General features: G+C 64.6%; 14 protein-coding genes. 11 read left to right on the top strand and 3 right to left on the bottom strand.

Annotated features, from left to right (window positions below):
• Position 1 precedes the first annotated feature (1 nt).
• The 9 genes from asnB to JF616_02655 are packed head-to-tail and all read left to right on the top strand — an operon-like array spanning position 2 to position 12,878.
• Positions 2-1,906 carry an asparagine synthase (glutamine-hydrolyzing) gene (gene asnB / locus JF616_02695; protein ID MBW8886642.1) on the top strand — a complete coding sequence of 635 codons (1,905 nt, stop codon included), beginning with the start codon at positions 2-4 and terminating at the stop codon, positions 1,904-1,906.
• Between the two features lie 16 nt (positions 1,907-1,922).
• A complete protein-coding gene (locus JF616_02690; protein MBW8886641.1) occupies positions 1,923-2,705 on the top strand; it encodes a class I SAM-dependent methyltransferase in 783 nt (260 codons plus the stop codon).
• Positions 2,706-2,736: 31 nt separating this feature from the next.
• Positions 2,737-4,311, top strand: a complete 1,575-nt coding sequence (locus JF616_02685; protein ID MBW8886640.1) for a glycosyltransferase family 4 protein — start codon at positions 2,737-2,739, stop codon at positions 4,309-4,311.
• A gap of 58 nt (positions 4,312-4,369) precedes the next feature.
• Positions 4,370-6,556: an alginate lyase family protein gene (locus JF616_02680; GenBank protein ID MBW8886639.1), complete on the top strand. Its 2,187-nt coding sequence runs from the start codon at positions 4,370-4,372 to the stop codon at positions 6,554-6,556.
• Positions 6,544-7,518, top strand: a complete 975-nt coding sequence (locus JF616_02675) for a hypothetical protein (GenBank protein MBW8886638.1) — start codon at positions 6,544-6,546, stop codon at positions 7,516-7,518. The genes JF616_02680 and JF616_02675 overlap by 13 nt, the downstream gene beginning before the upstream one ends.
• A 3-nt stretch (positions 7,519-7,521) precedes the next feature.
• A complete protein-coding gene (locus JF616_02670) occupies positions 7,522-8,634 on the top strand; it encodes a glycosyltransferase (GenBank protein ID MBW8886637.1) in 1,113 nt (370 codons plus the stop codon).
• A complete protein-coding gene (locus tag JF616_02665) occupies positions 8,631-9,995 on the top strand; it encodes a hypothetical protein (GenBank protein MBW8886636.1) in 1,365 nt (454 codons plus the stop codon). The genes JF616_02670 and JF616_02665 overlap by 4 nt, the downstream gene beginning before the upstream one ends.
• A complete protein-coding gene (locus tag JF616_02660; protein MBW8886635.1) occupies positions 9,992-11,950 on the top strand; it encodes a right-handed parallel beta-helix repeat-containing protein in 1,959 nt (652 codons plus the stop codon). Before JF616_02665 ends, JF616_02660 begins: the two co-directional genes overlap by 4 nt.
• 28 nt (positions 11,951-11,978) lie before the next feature.
• Positions 11,979-12,878 carry a glycosyltransferase family 2 protein gene (locus tag JF616_02655; GenBank protein MBW8886634.1) on the top strand — a complete coding sequence of 300 codons (900 nt, stop codon included), beginning with the start codon at positions 11,979-11,981 and terminating at the stop codon, positions 12,876-12,878.
• 13 nt (positions 12,879-12,891) lie between these two features.
• Here JF616_02655 and JF616_02650 read toward each other — a convergent pair whose 3' ends face one another.
• On the bottom strand, positions 12,892-14,022 hold the full coding sequence (locus JF616_02650) for a glycosyltransferase family 4 protein (GenBank protein ID MBW8886633.1): 1,131 nt from the start codon (positions 14,020-14,022) through the stop codon (positions 12,892-12,894).
• Positions 14,023-14,240: 218 nt separating this feature from the next.
• Here JF616_02650 and JF616_02645 point away from each other — a divergent pair, with 218 nt between their 5' ends.
• Positions 14,241-15,311 (top strand): NAD-dependent epimerase/dehydratase family protein, encoded by a 1,071-nt coding sequence (locus JF616_02645; GenBank protein ID MBW8886632.1) that lies wholly within the window; start codon positions 14,241-14,243, stop codon positions 15,309-15,311.
• On the top strand, positions 15,308-16,114 hold the full coding sequence (locus tag JF616_02640) for a WecB/TagA/CpsF family glycosyltransferase (protein ID MBW8886631.1): 807 nt from the start codon (positions 15,308-15,310) through the stop codon (positions 16,112-16,114). Before JF616_02645 ends, JF616_02640 begins: the two co-directional genes overlap by 4 nt.
• Before the next feature lie 54 nt (positions 16,115-16,168).
• On the opposite strand, the gene JF616_02635 is transcribed toward JF616_02640, so the two are convergent.
• Positions 16,169-16,957 carry a class I SAM-dependent methyltransferase gene (locus tag JF616_02635; protein MBW8886630.1) on the bottom strand — a complete coding sequence of 263 codons (789 nt, stop codon included), beginning with the start codon at positions 16,955-16,957 and terminating at the stop codon, positions 16,169-16,171.
• 270 nt (positions 16,958-17,227) lie between these two features.
• Complete coding sequence (locus JF616_02630; GenBank protein MBW8886629.1) at positions 17,228-19,477, bottom strand: carboxypeptidase regulatory-like domain-containing protein; 2,250 nt, start codon at positions 19,475-19,477, stop codon at positions 17,228-17,230.
• Positions 19,478-19,490: the final 13 nt, after the last annotated feature.

Raw genomic sequence — 19,490 nt, 5'->3', positions numbered from 1 at the left:
GATGTGCGGAATCGCCGGCACCCTCGCCTTCGCCTCAGGTAGCTTCCGGGTTACCGAAGGGCACCTCACGCCCATGCGGGACGCCATGATGCATCGCGGGCCCGATGGCGGCGCCAACTGGATCGCCCCCGACGGCAAGGTGGGCCTGGCCCATCGCCGCCTGTCCATCATCGACCTTTCCACCGTGGCCAATCAGCCCATGTGCAACGAGGACGGATCGATCTGGGTGGCCTTCAACGGCGAAATCTACAATCATGCGGACATCCGCAAGGAATTGATGGCCTTGGGCGGGCATCGCTGGAAAACCGACCACAGCGACACCGAAGTCATCCTGCATGCCTTCGAGCAATGGGGCATCGATTGCCTGCATCGCTTCCGCGGCATGTTCGCCTTCGCCCTATGGGACGGGCGTTCCCGGGATTTGTGGCTGGTGCGGGATCGCATCGGCATCAAGCCCCTGTACTACAGCATCCACCACGGGCGCCTCAACTTCGCATCGGAGATCAAGGCCCTGCTGAAGGATCCCGGGCAGCCGCGGGCGCTGAACGAGGCTTCCTACTTCCACTTCCTCTCCTTCCTTACCGCGCCCGCTCCGGAGACCTTCTTCGAGGGGATCCGGAAGTTGCCTCCGGGGACCTGGCTGCGCGTGCGCGAAGACGGTTCGATCCGCGAGGAGCGTTACTGGGACGTGTGGGACCATGCCAAGCCGCTTACGGGCGTTCCGGTGGAGGAAATCCGCCGCCGCCTGCTGGACGAGTTGCGCGAGGCTGTCAAGCTGCGCAAGGTGAGCGACGTGCCCGTGGGCGTGTTCCTGTCGGGCGGGGTTGATTCCAGCACCAACGCCGCGCTCTTCTCCGAGGGGGAGGGCGGCATAGTGAAAACCTTCACCATCGGCTACCAGGGCGACAACAAATCGTACGGCAACGAAACGGAATTCGCCCGCATAATGGCGGCCAAGGTCGGCGCCGAGTACCACGAACGGTTGCTGAAGGTGGAAGACCTGATCGACTTCCTGCCCACCATGGTGCACCTGCAGGACGAGCCGATCGCCGATCCCGTCTGCGTGCCCCTCTATTACGTCTGCAAGTTGGCGCGCGACAATGGCGTCATCGTGTGCCAATTGGGCGAAGGGGCGGATGAGCTCTTCTGGGGTTACCCCTACTGGAAGCGCATGCTGGGACTGCAGCGCCTCGACGATCTTCCCGTGCCGCGCGTCCTGAAACGCTTGGGCGTATCCGCCTTGGGACTGGCGGGCAAGGGCCGGACCGACTATACGGAATGGTTACGCCGCGGCGCCGAAGGCGTGCCGGTTTTCTGGGGAGGCGCCGATGCCTTCACGCACGCCGGGAAGCAAAGCGTGCTTTCGCCGCGCCTGCGCGCCAAGTTCGCCGGCCGGACCTCGTGGGAAGCGCTCCAGCCCATCCTCGATCGTTTCCTGGCGAAAGCTTGGGACACCTCGCACCTGAACTGGATGAGCTACCTCGATCTGAACATGCGCCTTCCGGAGCTGCTGCTCATGCGCGTGGACAAAATGAGCATGGGGGTGAGCCTGGAAGGCCGCGTGCCCTTCCTGGATCACAAGTTCGTGGAATTCGCGATGGGCATCCCGCCGGGCTTGAAGACAGCGGGCGGGGAGCTCAAGACCTTGCTCAAGTCTTCGGTCCGCGGCTTGGTGCCCGACGAGCTCATCTACCGCAAGAAGCGCGGGTTCGGCATCCCCATGCACGAATGGGTCATGCAGCGGCTCGGGAAGACGATGCGCGACGAGTTGGAAGCCTTCTGCAAGCGCGTCGATCTGATCGATTTCCGCGCCGTCGAGGGTTATTTGGCGCGTTCCGAAGGCTATCCGCTTTGGTACCTATACAACTTCGCTTTATGGCACCGACACTTCATCGAAGGCGTTTGAACGCCCGGAGAATCGCATGGACTCAAAGCCGGTATCCGACCTGAATTCCGAAGTTCGCAAGCATTGGGAAAACCGTTCCTGCGGCACTTGGGAGGAAATCGTGGGCGATGCCCCGGAAAAATCCCTGGAATGGTTCCAGCGCGTGGAAAACCACCGTTACTCGGTGGAACCGTGCATCCACGCCGTCGCCCAGTTCACGCGCCATCATGGCAAGAAGATATTGGAAATCGGCGTGGGCGCGGGCACGGATCACCTGCAGTGGGCGCGCGCGGGCGCGATCTGCCATGGGGTCGATCTGACCGACGCCGCCATCGCCAATGCGCGAGCCCATTTGGGCCATTACGGCTTCGAATCGGACCTGCGCCGCATCGATGCGGAATCCTTGCCTTTCCCCGACGCCTCCTTCGATCTCGTTTATTCTTGGGGAGTGATCCACCATTCCGAAAAGCCCGAGCGCATCATAGCCGAGATCCGACGCGTTCTCAAGCCCAAAGGCATGTTCGTAGGCATGCTGTACCGTCGGCGATCCCTTGTCACGTTGCGCAGTTGGATCAAGCATGCGTTGCTGCGCGGCCGCCCGTGGCGATCGTTTCGGGACGTGCTTTGGAACCATATGGAAAGCTTGGGCACCAAGGCCTATACCGAGGCCGAAATCGTGAAGATGTTTTCGTCATTCGAAGATTTCCAGTCCCTTCCCTACCTGACGGTATATGACACGGAAAAATTACCCCAGGTTCTGAGCCGGTTCTTCCCTGATACCTGGGGTTGGTTCATCGGCATTCGCGCCTGGAAGCACTGAGGAGGCGAATCTGATCCGTCACTCCGAGAAGCTGATCGTCGCCAAAGGGCTTTCGCCTAGGGATGCAGAGGACGCGGAAATCGTCCCGTTCGAGACCTTGCGTTCGGAACTCCGATCCGGCCGGATCCTCCTCCGGCTCCTGCGACATAAAGAAGCCGAGCTTTACACGTACAGTTCGGATTATCTGCCCAAGCCATTTTCTACGGCCTTGCTCCTGCGGGCCCTTGCCCGCCGCCGCGCGTGGTTCTCCGACCCGAAAGGCCGTCGTCGCGAAGTTACCCTTCCGCTGATAACGCGATTCGCGGCGGGGTTCCTGCGGGACGCGGCGGCACGGCCCGGCCTGCTCCGCCGCATCCGCTCGGAAGTGGAGGCGATGGAATCGGAAACCCAGATCTGTTTCCCTCTGAACGCCTCTTTACGGCCACTCTACCTCCGTACCGATCTATCCGACGGGATTGTCTCAGGAGGCTCCGTTGGCCACATCTGCGGCGTACTGAACAACCTGGACGGTTTTTTCCCGAAACCGCTTTTCCTGACCTCCGACGCAATCCCGGGCGTGCGCGCCGATCTGGAGCAGATCCTGATCCGCCCGGATCATCGCTACCAGGATTTCCGGGAGATTCCCTCGCTTGCCTTCAACTACCTCCTGATGGATCGGCTCGCCTCAGAGCCACGCATCACGGCCGCCGCTTTCATCTATCAGCGTTACAGCCTGAACAATTTCACGGGCATCTGTTTGAAGCGGCGATTGCGCGTCCCCCTGGTCCTCGAATTCAACGGCTCGGAAGTGTGGGTCAGCCGCCATTGGGGGAAACCCTTGGCCTACGAATCGCTTTCCGACCGGATCGAAAAGCTGAATCTGGCAGCCGCCGATTTGGTGGTGGTGGTGAGCCGGCCCCTCAAGGATACCCTGGTCGCGCAAGGCGTTCCGCCGGACAAGATCATGGTCAATCCGAACGGCGTAAACCAGGACGCGTATGCGCCCGGGGTGGACGGAAGCGTGGTGCGCGCCCGCCACGGCCTGGAGGGCAAGCTCGTCGCCGGCTTCATCGGCACCTTCGGCGACTGGCATGGCGCCGACGTGCTGGCCGAGGCGTTCGGGCGCCTATTGACGGCGCGGCCCGACTTGCGCGACCGGCTGCGCCTGCTTCTGATCGGCGACGGGTCGCGCATGCCGGCGGTGCGCGAGGCGTTGGCGCGCCACGGCGCCGGCGATGCCGCGGTGATCGCCGGCATGGTACCCCAGAAGGAAGGCCCCGCGCACCTGGCGGCCTGCGATATCCTCGTCTCCCCGCATGTGCCCAATCCCGACGGGACCCCGTTCTTCGGCTCCCCGACCAAGCTCTTCGAATACATGGCCATGGGCCGCGGCATCGTGGCTTCCGATCTCGATCAGATCGGCGAGATCCTCTCGCATGGCCGGACCGCCTGGATGACGCGCCCGGGCGATCCCGATTCCTTGGCCGCGGGCGTGGCGGCCTTGGCCGATGACGCGGAACTGCGCGTTCGCCTGGGAGCGGCCGCGCGCGAAGAGGTGGTGGCGCGCTACACCTGGGCGGAGCATACCCGTAAGATCGTAGACAGGCTCAAGGAGCTGCGCGGATGATGCGCTGCCTTCCGCGAAGCATCGGTAAGGCCTCCGCGCGGCGGACCGTTGCGGGAGTATGCGCCTGAAACCCGGCCGGTATTGGCGTAAGCTGCGCGAGCTGGGCCCGCGCCAAGCGGTTCGACGCGCCCGCGACAAGGCGGAAGAGCGCCTGACCGCCGCTTGGCGCCGGACCCGCGCCCGACTCGCTCCGGCCTATGCGACCGTCCCGCCCGCCTGGCTGTCGGCGGGATTGCAGCCCTTGCTACGCGGCCCCGTGCCCGCCGATGCGCGGCCCGATACCGAAGCCGTCCTCCGCCTGGCCGCTGCGGCTGCGGCGCACCGCTTCGACCTGCTCGGTTCGGGGCCCGTGGTGGTAGGCCCTCCGCCGCCCGGGGTCCAGGTATCCCCGCCCAACCGCGCCGAGTCCGCCCGCCTGCGCGCCTTGATTTCCACGGGATACCGGCCCATCGATTGGCATGCCGATTTCAAGTCGGGCCATCGCTGGCCGGCCGATGGTTGGCATGCCGATCTCAATTATGGATCCACCCCCGGGGCCGACATCAAGGTACCGTGGGAATTGTCGCGCATGCAGCATCTGGCCGCGCTGGCCTGGGCCAGCGGCGAGGCGCGCGCGGGAAAGGAAGGCTTTTCCGCCTCGGAGGACTATGCGCGGGAATTCCGCGACCAGATCCTGGATTTCCTATCCGCCTGCCCTCCCGGATTCGGCGCCGCCTGGGGCTGCACCATGGACGTGGGCATCCGCATCGCCAATTGGCTTTTCGCCTGGGAGCTGTTCCGCGCCCAAGGAGCGGTGTTCGATTCCCTTTTCGAAGACGCCTTCGCCCGCGGGACGTACGAGCATGCGCGGCACATCGTGCGCAACCTGGAGTGGGGCCCGGGCCTGCGCGGCAACCATTACCTGGCCGATATCGCGGGTCTGTGCGTGGCGGCCTGCCATCTCCCGCCGGCCATCGAGAGCGATGCCTGGCTCGGCTTCGCGGTGCGCGAGCTGATCGCCGAGGCCCGCATCCAGTTCCTGCCCGACGGGGCCAACTTCGAGGCCTCGACGTGCTATCATCGCCTTTCGGCGGAAATGCTGGCCTACGCCACCGCCGCCTTCTTGGCCCTCCCCGATGGGCGCCGCGAGGCCGCGCTGGCCGCTCCCGCCGCCCATCGCAGGCATCATCCCGGATTCTTCGCCTACAGGGAACTTCCCGGTTACCCCTGGGCCGGTTCCTCGCGGCAACCCTTCCCGCCCTGGTACTTCGAGCGTCTGGAGCGGGCCGCCGAATTCACCCTCGATATCACCCGGCCCGACGGCCGCGTCCCGCAAATCGGCGACAACGATTCGGGCCGGTTCCTGAAATTGTACCCGCAGCCTGATCCGGCGGGGGGGAGCGAGGATTTCCTCGATCACCGCCATCTGGTGGCGGCCATCGACGGATTCTTCGGCCGCGCCGATTTCGCCGCCTACGCCGGCCGGGCGGCGAGCGAGACCGCCTTGGTGGGCGGCATTTTGGGCGGGCGACGCTTTCCTTCCTACCGCGGCCATCCGCTTACGGGATCGAATGCTACCGCCCTTTCTCCCCGGGCCTATCCCGATTTCGGGTTGTACGTCCTGCGCCGGGGTCCCGCCTGGCTGTGCTTCCGCTGCGGCCCGATCGGACAGCTAGGCTCGGGAGGTCACGCCCACAACGACCAGCTCTCCTTCGAGTTGGCGGTGGGCGGAAGGGTGTTCCTGGAAGACCGCGGCAGCTACCTGTACACCGCCGATTGGGACGCTCGCAACCGCTTCCGCTCGACCGCCTGGCATAGTACCCTGGCGGTGGCCGGTCGCGAGCAGGATCCGTGGGAGAATACGCGACCGGGATTGTTCATGCTGATTAACCGCAGCCGCGCTGCGCTTCTCTTCCTCGAGCCCGATCGCGTCGCGGGCCGGCACGCGGGGTTCGGTACGCCCCATGAGCGGACCCTTAGCCTCGGTGAAGGCCGGCTCGATGGGACGGACGTCTGCGCTCTGCCCGGCCGTGAAGTCCGTTTCCATTTCCGTCCGGGAGTAAGCCTTACGCTGCGCGCCGACGGGAGCGGAGTGGACGCGGAAAGCGGCGGCGTCCGCATCGCGGTGCGCGCGGACCCGGGACCGTGGTCGCTCGCCGCGTCCGAGACTTCGCCCGCCTACGGCGAGAAAGCCCCGGCGCAGGTCGCCGTGCTCGCGCCCGCCGGGGAATCCCCCGTGAAATGGTATATTGAATGGCTCCCATGAATGAAGAAGGCTTGCTCCCCTACCTCCGCATCCTCTACCGGCGTAAGCTCCTCATCCTCGGGATCGCGGCGGCGGCGGGCGTCATCTCGGGGGTGGCCTCCCTCTTCCTGCCCGTGAGCTATACCACTACCGCCACCCTGTATCCGGCCAAGCAGGCCGCCCCCCAGGGCATCGGCAACCTCCTCAACCTGGGCGAGAAGCTGGGATTGGGCGGGGCCCAGGCCAAGGATCCCATCGATATCCTGGCCGACATCGTGAAGACGAATACCTTCCTTAAGGTGATCGCCGCCAAGCCTTACTATTCCGCCCGCCTGGGGCGCCCGGCCAATCTGATGGAGATCTACCGCATCAAGGGCGAAACCCAGGCGCTGAAGGATTACTACCTGATCGAGTCGCTCAAGAAGAAGATCGATTTCTCCACCGACAAGCATTCCGGCGTGCTCTACATCGAGGTCACGACCCCGGAACCGCAACTCTGTAAGGACCTGGCCGATACCCTCATCGCCGACCTTAATGCCTATTACCGCAGGCTGGTCTCGTCCAAGAAATCCAGCTACCGGGAGTTCCTGGAGAACCGCGTGAACGAGGCCGGGGAGAGCCTCAAGGAGAGCGAGGATCACCTCCGCACCTTCAAGGAACGCAACCTATTGTCCACCAATTCGCCCGATATCTTCCTGCAGCAGGCCCGCTACCAGCGCGATATGCACATCAACGAGGAGCTATTCCTCACCTTGCGCAAGGAATACGAGATGGCCAAGCTCGACGAGCACAAGGACATGCCCGCGGTGGATGTCCTCGATGCGCCCGAGGTACCCATATTCAAGACCGCCCCCATGAAGCGCAAGATCGTCACTTTCTTCGTCTTCGTCGGCCTGCTGGCCGGCGCCGCCCTGGCGATAGCCCTGGAGAAACGCCGCGCGCTCGCCGCCTTGTACGGGGACATCGCGCGGCCGCAGGCCTGATCCGTGAAGACCGTCGCCATGCTGCTCATCGGGAACATCAACACCGACGGGCGGGTCCAGAAAGAAATCGCCACCCTTAAGGCGGCCGGCCACCGGGTGGTCCTGATCCAATGGGGTCATACCGGCACCAAGGTCGATCGCGAGCGCCTGGGTATCGACCTGGTGGAATATCCCCACCTCCTGGTCAAAAGCGCGGCCCGGAACTTCCTGCGCCAATTGCAGTTCAACTTCTGGGCCCTGGCCCGTCTGCGCGATATCAAGCCCGACATCGTGCAATGCAACGATCTCAACACCCTTATCGCCGGGGCCCTCTACTCCCGCCACGCGCGCATCGTGTTCGATGCCCACGAGCTTTTCCCCGAATCCCAGGACGGGGCCCGCAAGGCGGCCTGGTCCCTTATCGAGCGATTGACCGTGCCCCGTTGCCATGCTTTCATACAACCCGAGCGCCATCGACGCGCCTACTTCGCGAAGAAGCACGGACTCAAGGAGGACGGCATCGCCCTCGTCGAGAACTTCCCTTCCGGGCGCTATCCCTTTTCGGGACGCGATCGCCTGCGGGAGCGTTTCGCGATCCCGCGCGGTACGCGCATCCTGCTTTACACGGGCGTGCTCGGCCCGGGCCGGGAAATCGAGAGCATGATCCGCGCCATGGCCCTGCTGGACGATCGCTATGCGCTCGTCCTGCTAGGCCCCGCCTTCAAAGGCTACGAAAAGGACTTGGAAGCCGTGACCGCCCAGTTGGGTCTCGGCGGCAGGGTTCACTTCCACCCGCCTATCCCCAACGCCGAGATGCTCGACCATATCGCGGCCGGCGACATCGGCCTTGTGTTCTACCGCAACTCCAGCCTCAACAACTATTGGTGCGCTTCAAACAAGCTGTACGAGTTCATCTATTGCGGGAAGCCGGTCATCACCAACGACCATCCCGGTTTGCTCGAGGTGGTGGCCAAGAACCGCCTGGGCGCGTGCTTATCGGAAACCACCCCGGAAGGCATCGCCGCCGCGGTGCGCGCCCTTCCCGAACCGGGCACGGGCCCCGCCGCCGGCCCCGGTCAACAGTGCCCTTACCTATGGGAACGCCAGGAAGACGCCTACCTGGCCTTGTTCGCATGACCGCGCTGGCGCCTTCCGCGGACGCCACCCGGCCCCTGGCAACGACCGCGGTCGCTGGACGGGAACGGTACCTCCAATGGGCTCTCGGGCTGCTCATCTTCCTGAGCTTCTTCCAGAACGGGATCACTATCCTCATCAATTTCAAGGTGCGCCTAATCGGGTTCATCATCCTGATCATTCTGTCTTGGCGCGGCCTGCTTCTGCCCGGCCGCTTACGGGGTTACGAAAGGGCCATGCTGGCCTGGGTCGGGGCGGGAGTCGCGGCTTCGCTCTGGGATCTCCGCTATGGCCTGGACGGCCAGATGGCATACGGTATAGTCTATAATCTGATTTCCGAGTTCGCCTGGATCATGGCCTATTTCGCCGGGCGCTTCGCCGCCTCCAAGGGCGTGGACTTCCGAAGGTTGTTTTCCCTCGCCCTGATCTTCGGCATCGTACTCACCGCCACCGCCATCGCGGAGAAGTTCTTCCACGAATATATAGAGCTGTACCTCCTGGCGACCTCCCAGAACGCCTACCTGCTGGAGAACTCATCGAGCATCTTCCACCGAGGCTACGGCTTCGAGGAAAGCGACTACCGGTGCGTTTCCTGGGTGTTGGAATTCATCGCCTTCAGTTATCTGTGCGGAGTACTGGCCCTGGCCAACCTGATCTTCCTCCTGGAATACCGCAAACCGCGCTACGTCATAGGCCTATTAACCGCCATCGCCGCGCTTTTCCTCACCCAATCGCTTTCCTCCCTCGCGTCGTGCGTGCTTTGCTCCCTGATATACCTGGTTTTCGGCAAGCGCATCAAGATCTCCACCCTGGCCTGGCTGGGCCTCGCCGGAGCCGTCTTCGCCGCCGCCTTCGCGTTCCAGAAAGACGGGACGGGCCCTTTCGAAGGCATCGCCGCGCGGCTCGGGGGCGCGATCTCGGGGAAGGACCAAGGGCTCCTCATCCACTTCCAAGAATTCCATTACAGCGTCATCGATAATTTCACCCTTTTCGGGCATGGCCTGGGTACTTCGGATTTCCTGCACCAGTTGATGGGAAAAATCCTGCTCGAAGACGGCCACCCCACCATCGAGCATGAATACTTCCGCTTGCTGTACGAGACCGGCGGCTTCGGCTTCCTGATCTACCTGGCCGCCATCCTGATGGCCGCGGGCGCGGCCCTGCGCGGCTTCCGCGCCGAGACCGATCCGTGGCGCAAATGCGCCTCCGCCCTTATCGTACTGTGGTTCCTGATGCACTTCCTGGTAGGCTTCGCCCACCGCTCCTTCCCCACCTACGAATCCGTCATCCTACCCGCGTTGCTATTCGGATGGCTGCAGTATCGGGAACGGCAGTCGCCGCCAAGCCGGATAGGCGCGGCGTGAGGCGCGAGCCGGCCTGCCGATCCCTGGCGATGGCGCGGGTCGGCGCAGCCGCCGCATTGATCCTGTCCGGAGCCGCCGTCGCGCGCGGGCCCGTCGCCTACCATCTCGCCGGCGACGGCGATGATTCCCGTTCGGAAATGCAGGCCGCCCGGGCCGACTCGCCATGGCGCAGCCTGGCCCGGCTCGATTCCGCCGGGCTTTTGCCAGGCGACAGCGTGCTGCTGAGGCGCGGGGATACCTTCCGGAGCGTCCTGCGGGCCGCGCGGCCGGGAACGGAGCGGCATCCTATCGTATACGGGGCCTACGGCCGGGGCGCTTCGCCCGTCGTAAGCGGAACCGCCCTGGTGGAAGGCTGGGCCCAGGTCCACGGCCGCATCTTCGCCGCGCCCGCGCCCGGTCCCGTAACGCAGCTCTTCCGCGACGGGAAGCCGCTCCCTATCGCGCGCTACCCGAACCGCGGATACCTCCCCATCGCCGCGCCCTTGGGCGACTCGGCTTTCCGGGCCCCGCCCCTCCCGGCCCCCGCTCTGCCAGGTTCCCGCTGGGAAGGCGCTGCGCTCCATCTCCGCAGCCAACGCTTCTCCCTCGATGCGCGCGCCTTGGCAGGCTATGCGGATTCCGGCATCTATCGTCCCGATCGTCCGGCCAATTATCCTTTGCGCGCGGGCCAGGGCTTCTTCCTGAACGGCTGCCCGGCCGCCTTGGATACCGCATGGGAATGGGCCCCCGATCCGGCCTCCGGCACCCTCTACCTTTTCATTCCCCCCGGGGACAGCGCGACGGGCCACGTTTTCGAGGCTTCGACGCGTACGACCGGATTCGAAGGGATGGGGACCGCGGGAATCCGCATCGAGGGCCTCCGGTTCTTCGGCCCGGCGGGCCCCGGTATCCAAATAGATTCCGCGACAGGGATCACGATTCGTAATTGCGCCATCCTTTATCCCGGGGGCGAGGGGATCGGGCTATCGGGCTCGGGTTTCCTCCTGGAGCGGGACACGGTGGAGGGGGCCGTCGGATCCGGCATCCGGCTCGATGGAAAACGCTCCCGCTTCCGGAAGAACCTGGTGCACGGCACCGGGGTCCCCGATCGGCTGGGAAGGGCCGGCTTCGGCGGAAAATGCTGCCGCGGGAACGCGTTGGAATTCTACGGCGACAGCGTGGAGGCGGAGGGGAACCTCTTCATCGCATCCGCCCAGTGCGGCATCCGCTTCGAGGGCCGCTACGCGCGTATCGAATCCAACCTGGTGGATTCCTCCTGCTTGCTCCTCGACGACGCGGGAGGCATTTACACTTGGGCCGGCGATTACGCCAAACCGGGATCCACCGGCTCCGTTATCCGGGGAAACTCGGTCCTGAATACCTTGGGCAATGCCGAGGGTACGGGCGATGCCTCCACCAGCGCCATTGGCATTTACCTTGACGATGGCACCTGGGGGATGGAGGTATCCGGCAACGTGGTAGCCAACGCGGACATCGGGATCTTCCTCCACAATACCCGTAACCATAAGGTTACGGGCAACATCCTTTTCCACAACCGGGACATACAGCTCTACGCGAAGCGGGATTACATCGCGGAAGGCGACATGTACGGCAACGAAGCCCGCGCGAACGTGCTCTGCGGCGCGCTTCCGGGCCAACGCGTACGCGAAGAACGCATCCACGGCGTATCCAACCCCCGCGCCTTGGGGGCCTGGGCCGGCAACTACCAATGCGGGACCGATAGCGCGGGCATTACTTGCGCGCTGGATGGAAAAATCATTTGGAAAGGCCGGACCGGGCAGGCGCCGTTCCTCCGCCTCGCCCTCGCCGGCAAAGCCCGCGCCTACTCCGCGGGGCCACGGGGCCTGCTGGAACGGGCGCTCCCCGACGGAAGCCCCGCCGCCGCGCGCTTGATCCTGCCGGGCGCCCCGGACCTGTTGCCACCGGCCCGCGCCGCCGCGCGCCGAGGTCCATGACGCGGCCGGATTGCTAGTTTTCCCGCGGATGCGCCTTGCTCCCGTCGCCCTCTTCGTCTACAATCGCCTCGACCACGCCCTGCGTACCCTGGAGGCGCTGCGAGCCAACCCCTTGGCCGCCGAAAGCGAGCTGACCATTTTCTCCGACGGCCCGAAGCGGGAATCCGACTTGCCCAAGGTACAGGCGCTACGCGCTGCCTTGCGCGACCTCCGTGGATTCAAGCGGGCGGTCCTGGTTGAGCGCGAAAGCAACCTCGGCCTTTCCCGCTCCATCGTGGGCGGCGTGACCGATCTGGTGCGCGCCCATGGCCGCGTCATCGTCCTCGAGGACGATATGGTGACTTCGCCCCATTTCCTTCGCTACATGAACGACGGCCTGGAACTATACCGGGACGACGGGCAGGTGGCCAGCATCGCCGCCTATATCTTCCCGGTGCGACGCGCCCTGCCGGAAACGTTTTTCCTGCGCGGCGCCGATTGCTGGGGATGGGCCACTTGGGCGCGGGCCTGGTCGCATTTCGATCCCGACGGGCCGAAACTCCTGGCCGAGCTGCGCGCGCGCAAACTCACGCGGGAATTCGATCTGGACGGCGCCTATCCCTACACGCGGATGCTCAAGCGCCAGATCGCGGGCAAGAACGACTCGTGGGCCATCCGCTGGTACGCGACCGCTTTCCTCAAGGGGATGCTCACTTTGTACCCGGGCGTTTCCATGCTGAACAACATCGGCAACGACGGAGGCGGCACGCATAACCCCGATACCGCCGTCTTCGACGTGGAGGTGGCCGATCGCCGCTTGCGGGTGGAGCGGCTCCCCCTGGCGGAAAACCTCGAGGGCCGGCGCGCCGTGGCCGACTATTTCAGGCGCACGCGCCGCAGGCCGGGCGTGATCCTGCGCAAGATCCTTTGGAAAATCAGGCGGGGTTGAAGCCTCGGCGAGCCTAAGGCGCGGCCCGATAGGCCGCATCCAGGATGCCGGAGAGGCGGGCGGCGTATTCTTTGGGGGTCCACGCGGCCACCTTGGCGCGCCCGCTGGCGATCATGCGCCCCCGCGCCTCGGCATCGGTATAGAGCTTCCAGATCGCGTCGGCGATGGACTGCTCGCTGCGCGGGTCGAAGACGAGCCCAGCGTCCCCCACTTGCTCGGGCAGGCCGGGCACGTTGGATGTCAGCACGGGGCAATCGTTGGCCCACGCCTCGAGGAAGGGGATGTTACTGGGCCCGAAGAAGGTGGGCATCACCAAGGCCAACGCCTGCCGGTACAAGGGGTACATGTCCTCGTCCGGGACGTAGCCCAGGAAACGCACCTGATCGCCCAACCCCAGCTCGTCCTTGAGGGCCGCCAGCCGCTCGTATTCGAAACGGGGACCGCCCGCCAGGAGGAGCGGAACCGAAAACCCTTTTTGGTCCTTGAGCAGGCGCATCGCCTTCAGCAGGCGCGCATGGTTCTTGTGGGGCCAGAAGACCGCCCCGTAGAACAGGTACTCCGGCGGCAAACGGTAAGCCGCTTGCGTGCGCTCGAGATCGGCCGGGGTCACGGGCGGCAGGAAATGGGTAGGGGCCAGGTGCTGCAGGGCATGGACCCGCGCTCGCGGAGGCCCGTAGGCCCGCAGGACATCCTCGACGCCGGTATCCGAATCCGCCAGGATGGCCGCCGCCGCGGGTACGGCGTTGCGGTACATGTATTCCCGCCGCGACCATTCGCCTCCGGCCGAAACCTCCGGGAACTCCCGCTGCCAAAGGTGCTGCAAATCATGTACCGGGAAGACGGAACGATATGGCCAGAGGAAGGATTGGATCGATGGCTTGACGTAGAGCATCAGATCGATCTTCTCCCGATCGACGGCCCGGTAGCGGGGCAGCACCGGAAGGCGCCGGATGAACCCGAGCTTGGCCAGGTACATCAGGGCCGCCTCGATGCCCAGACGCGGGAATAGGGACGCGCGGGACAGGGCGATCACCTTCCATTTCGGATTCGCGACCTCGAAGGGCAGGGGTTTCAAGGTGGCGGAAAACAGCACGTACTCGTGCCCGGCGGGGCCGTAGGCGGCCAGGCATTGCACCAGGCGCACCGCGTATTGGTAGAGCCCGCCTTGGTTGCGGCGCGCGTTGAAGAAGATTCCGATTCGCAGGGGCCGTCTCCGTCGTCTGGTGCGGCCAAAATAGCAAAAGGGGGATCCCGGCGGAGACAGTTACCCGGCCGAATGCTAAATTTGCCTGCCTGCCCCTTCGGGCAGCCGCGGCACGCGCGGCCGCTATCTGTCCTGAATCCGTCCCTGGGAGAGCGTCCATGAGCATCGCACTCATCACCGGTTCCGCCGGACTCATCGGATCCGAAGCGGTCCGGCACTTCGCCGCCAAAGGCATGCAGGTCGTCGGCATCGATAACGACATGCGAAAATTCTTCTTCGGGGCCGAGGCCTCCACCGCCTGGAACCGCCAGCGCCTCGAGGCGGAGGTCAAGGGATACGTCCACAGGGACATGGATATCCGCGATACGGAGGGCATCCGCGCCCTCCTCAAGTCCTACGGGAAGGACATCAAGCTCATCATCCACACCGCCGCGCAGCCTTCCCACGATTGGGCCGCCGGAGATCCCTTCTCGGACTTCACCGTCAACGCCAACGGCACCTTGAACATGTTGCAGGCCGCCCGCGAGAACTGCCCCGAAGCGGTGTTCATCTTCACCTCCACCAACAAGGTCTACGGCGACCTGCCCAACTTCCTGCCGCTGGTCGAACAGGAGAAACGCTGGGAAATCGATCCCTCGCACCGTTACCGTCGCGGCATCGCCGAGGACATGAGCATCGACCAGAGCAAGCACTCGCTTTTCGGGGCCTCCAAAGTGGCGGCCGACGTCCTGGTGCAGGAATACGGGCGCTACTTCGGCATGCATACCGCGGTATTCCGCGGCGGCTGCCTCACCGGCCCCAACCACAGCGGCACGGCCCTGCACGGATTCCTCGCCTACCTCATGAAATGCGCCGCCACCGGTTCCAAGTACACCATCTTCGGGTACAAGGGCAAGCAGGTGCGGGACAACATCCACTCTTCCGATCTCATCGCCGCCTTCGATGAAGTATTCCGGAGCCCCGTCAGCGCGGAAGTCTTCAACATCGGCGGCGGGCGCGAGAGCAACTGCTCCATGGTGGAGGCCATCGATCTGTGCGAGCAGATCACCGGCCGCAAGATGAACCATTCCTATTCGGACGATAACCGCAGCGGCGATCACATCTGGTACATCAGCGATCTGTCCAAGTTCAAGCAGCGCTACCCGTCTTGGCGCATCCGCTACGACGTGCCGCGCATCCTGAAGGAAATCTTCGAATACAACAAGGATCGCTGGTCCGTTCCGGCATGATCAACCTCGGGAAGTTCCCCGTCCTGGGCGTGAACGTGCACGCCGTCGATTACGAGTACGCCGTGGGATCCATCGTGGAGGCGGCCCGCGCGGGCCGGCCTTGTTCGGTGAGCGCACTCGCCGTCCATGGCGTCATGACCGGCTTCCAGGATCCCGTCCACGCGCGGCGCCTCAACGGTCTCGATCTGGTGGTCCCCGACGGGCAGCCGGTGCGCTGGGCCCTGAAATGGTTGCACGGCAAACCGCTGGCCGATCGCGTTTACGGTCCCAACCTCACCCTCTTGACCGCCAAGGCCATGGCCGGGGCCGGCCTGGGGATCTACCTGTACGGCAGCCAAGCCGGGGTATTGGAGAAGTTCGCCGCCAACCTGAAGGCCAAATTCCCGGGCCTGATCGTTTCGGGCATGGAGCCCTCGAAGTTCCGCCGCTTGGACGCCGGCGAGCGGGAAACGGTGATCGGCCGCGTTAAAGCCTCCGGGGCCAAGGCGGTGTTCGTGGGACTGGGCTGCCCGCGCCAGGAGGTGTGGGCCTTCGAATATCGGGAAGCCCTTTCTATGCCGATCCTGGCCGTCGGCGCCGCATTCGACTTCCACGCGGGCACCTTGCCGCAGGCGCCGCCCTTCCTGCAGAAGCGCGGCCTGGAGTGGCTGTTCCGCCTGATCCAGGAGCCAAAGCGGCTATGGCGTCGCTACCTGATCTTGAATCCGGTTTACTTGTGGAACGTCCTCTTGCAGTTCACCGGGGTAAGGCGCTTGGCGCCGATAGGGCCGGATGGCTCTGAGAAGATTGAGTCGTTCGGGTAAGCGCCTCGGTTCCCGCTGTTACGCCGGCAGCCTTTCCGCGATACGATCTGCAGCCTAGCCAATATAGCTCCCCATCCCGGACGCGGGAGGGACCATGGAATCTGGTGTATTGGCGTAAGGGTTGATCGGGGAGGATCGGAACCGGAATCCGCCCATCCGCAAGGCGGTCCGTACGGAAGCCTCGGGACGTTCCTTGAAGGCGATGACGCAAGCCAGGCCCGGCCGCATTAGGCGCAGGCCGCAGAACAGATCCTGGACGGCGATCCCCAGGCGCAATAGCCAGGTACGGGGCGAGAGCAACCGGTATTCCCCTCGGCTGGAAGCGGGGTGGTAAAAATCGTTGAAGGAAAGCCAAGCGATGCCGGCATAACCCGAGGCTGCCACCATCTTCGAGACTTCGCGGATATCGAGCCGGAAAATGAAATTTCCGCTGGGCTCGAAATCCAGGCTGGCATCGCCTCTGAGCATCCGCTTGAAGCCCGCACGCAGGCGATCCAGAATGCGTTCGGGACCGTCCGCCGGCTCGATAAGCACCACCGCCATGCGCGCCACGCGAAGCATTTCGTAGAAGGCGATGGGCGCCCGGGGGAAATGGTGGTACGCCTCTTTGCAGAAAACGAAATCGAAAGCATCGTCCTTGGGCGTCAGGGATTCCGCGTTCTCGGCGCGGATGGCCTCCACGTAGCCCAGGCTCCGGGCCACTTTCAAGGTTTTATCGGTGATGCTGGTCGCTACCACGCGCCCGCCGCGGCGCGCGAGGAAGTTCGCATCCGATCCGTAGTTGCCGTCCCCCACCGTCATCCAGGTCGCGCCATGGCAGGCGTGCAGCAGCGGCAAGGCCATTTCCAGCATCCTTCGATGCCTCCATGCATCGTTCCCTCCGGGGCGGACGAAAACGGAAGGCAACGACGTTCCGGCGATTTCATCTTCCTGTTGGCGAGCATAAGCGGCTTGGTAGGCGGCAGCGTTGGTCATGCCGGTAAACTATTTCCACGGCGAGGCCGAACTGCCCGCGATGCGCCGGGAGGCGCTCTAATCTTCAGAGCGTGGACGAAGTCCCGGGCGCGGCAATCCTTACGCCGGGGCCGGCGAGCCGTCCTCTTTTCCGGTTCTTCAGGGCTGCGGGGGATAAACGTAGGCCGCCGGGAGACGATCGTATCGATCGGGGAGCGTCCTGTCGTAGAAAGAGATGACCACCAAGGAATCGCCCGCCACCGCGCAGGCGAACCGGTTGCCCTGCGTCGCGATCGGCTCGACGATGCTCCACTTGTTCTCCGCGCGGCGATAGGTGATGACGGTAATGCGATCGGTGCCGGTCTGGAAAAGCCCGTAGATGCGGCCGTCCAGGACCTGGAAGGAATAATCCGTATAGGCCGGCAGGACCGGCAGCGAGGCCCGATAGTCGGCCACGTTCCCGTCCAGGAGGAGGGTTGCGACCAGGCGTCCGCCATAGAGGAAGTTCAGGGCATTGTCCAATGCCGCCATGGGAGCCAGCGCCTCGGCGGGCATCCCCGTGCTGATGACGTTCCATTTGTCCTGCCCGGAATCGTATTCGCTCAAGGTCCGGAAACCGGTCTTGAAAAGGCGGCTTCCGTAAGCGACCAGCTTCGCCGGGGCCAAGCTATAGGGAGGCGCCGATCGCGTCCAGGAATCGGCGGCCGGGTCGTAAGCTTCCATCGAAGACGGCAAGTAGTCTCCATTGCCGTTTTCACGCGTAAGGATGACGCCGTCATAGGCGATCAACCGCCCGCCTACGGCCAGGGCCGGAACCGGGGTAAAGTCCTTGCGGCGAACCAGCGGGGCCGCCCGAGCCGTCCAGGCGTCGGCGGCGGGATCGTAAGCCCACAGGGAACTGTCCGCGATCAGGTACAAGGCCCCCCCTACGGGGACGGGCTCAGCCAGGACCGGAGCCTCGGAGCCCATGCGCCAGGCATCCGACGCCGGATCGTAGACGGTCAGGGCGGGGTGCGAATACTCCCCGCGGCTGCCCATCACGAACACCTTTCCGCCTATGCTTGCGATAGGCATATCGTACGGGAATTTGCCCGCGGAAGCGTAGGCGGGCCAGGGCCGGTCCTTCCCACGCTTCCAGCGCACCGCGAGCAGGGAGGTATCCGCCGACCATATCCGGCCGGCCGCGTCGGTCACGCGGACTTCGTATCCGAAAGGCCCGGCCGAATCCGGCGCCTTCGTCTCCAGGGTATCGGCCCCTTGGCGCCCGTCCACGTCCTTCTCCCGTACGGGACTTCCCGAGGCATCGGAGAACCAGGTAACATGCGCATTACCCTGGGTCGCGTTCCGGAAACGCGCGATAATCCGGATGGGGCCGCCTACCGTGGCCATTTCCGCCTGGGCGCCTTCCGTCGCGAGGCTGACGAAGGTCTTGCGGGTCGCGGGCGATACCGCCGTGACCGGGACCGAAAGGAACGTCTCACCCGGCTTGCCGTTGCTGGCGAGGACGGCCACCCTGTATTCCCAATGTTGATCCGGCTCGTTCGCCGATGCCAAGGTCCAGGCCAGGGTATCGGCGTAGACCGTATCCACGATCCGGAATTTATTGATGGGTTGGGTCGAAAGGGATCGGGCCAGGAGGGTGTCGCGGTACACCAGATAACCGATCAGATTCGGATAGTCCGATTTCGCCCAGGAAAGCCGGACCGCCCCGCTCGCGGTATCGTAATCGGCCTTGAGATCCTCGATTACCGGGATTCCGGTATAGACCGGCCGCAAGGTATCGGGCCAGGCCGTCGACGTACCGGCGGCGACGGTGAAGCGGACGAAGAGGGAGGTGTATTCGGGCAGGGTGGTGGCGATTCGCGCTTGGTAGATCCCGGCGGCCAGGCCCTCCAGGCGGAAGCGACCGGCCGCATCCACGTTGGCGTATATCGTGGTCCCCAGGAATTGGACCGTGGCCGTGGCGGGATTGTGGTTGGGCTGTAGCTGGACAATTCCCGAAAGCCCGGCGGTGGGGGCCAAGGTATCCGATGCCAGGACCCCGGGTGATCCATCGATGTTGATCGAGTCGCGGAACGCGGCCAGGCCTTCCTTGGCCGCCAGGATATTGTATTGGCCGGCAGGGATGCCGTGCAGATTGTAGCTCCCGCGCGCATCGGTTTCGAGCTTATAGACCCCCGCCGCGCTTTTGCTGGCTCCGGCCGTGCCTTTCGCGGCCCCGGGCAGGGGATTGTAGCCCACCGGGATCACGCGCACCTCCGCCCCGGCGGCCGGGCCGCCGCCCGGTTGGAAGACGTACCCGATCTCGTTCTCCACCTCGGTGCCCGCAACGCGGTCGTCGCCGCACCCCCAAAGCGCGAGTCCGGCGCAGGTCAGCGCGGCCAGCGCGATTGCGGCGCGAGAGGGCATCGGGAACTCCGTT

The organism is Fibrobacterota bacterium, from assembly GCA_019509785.1.
Lineage (GTDB): Bacteria > Fibrobacterota > Fibrobacteria > UBA11236 > UBA11236 > Chersky-265.
Note: the sequence above shows the minus strand (reverse complement) of the source record. Positions and strands in the feature narration are given on the sequence as shown.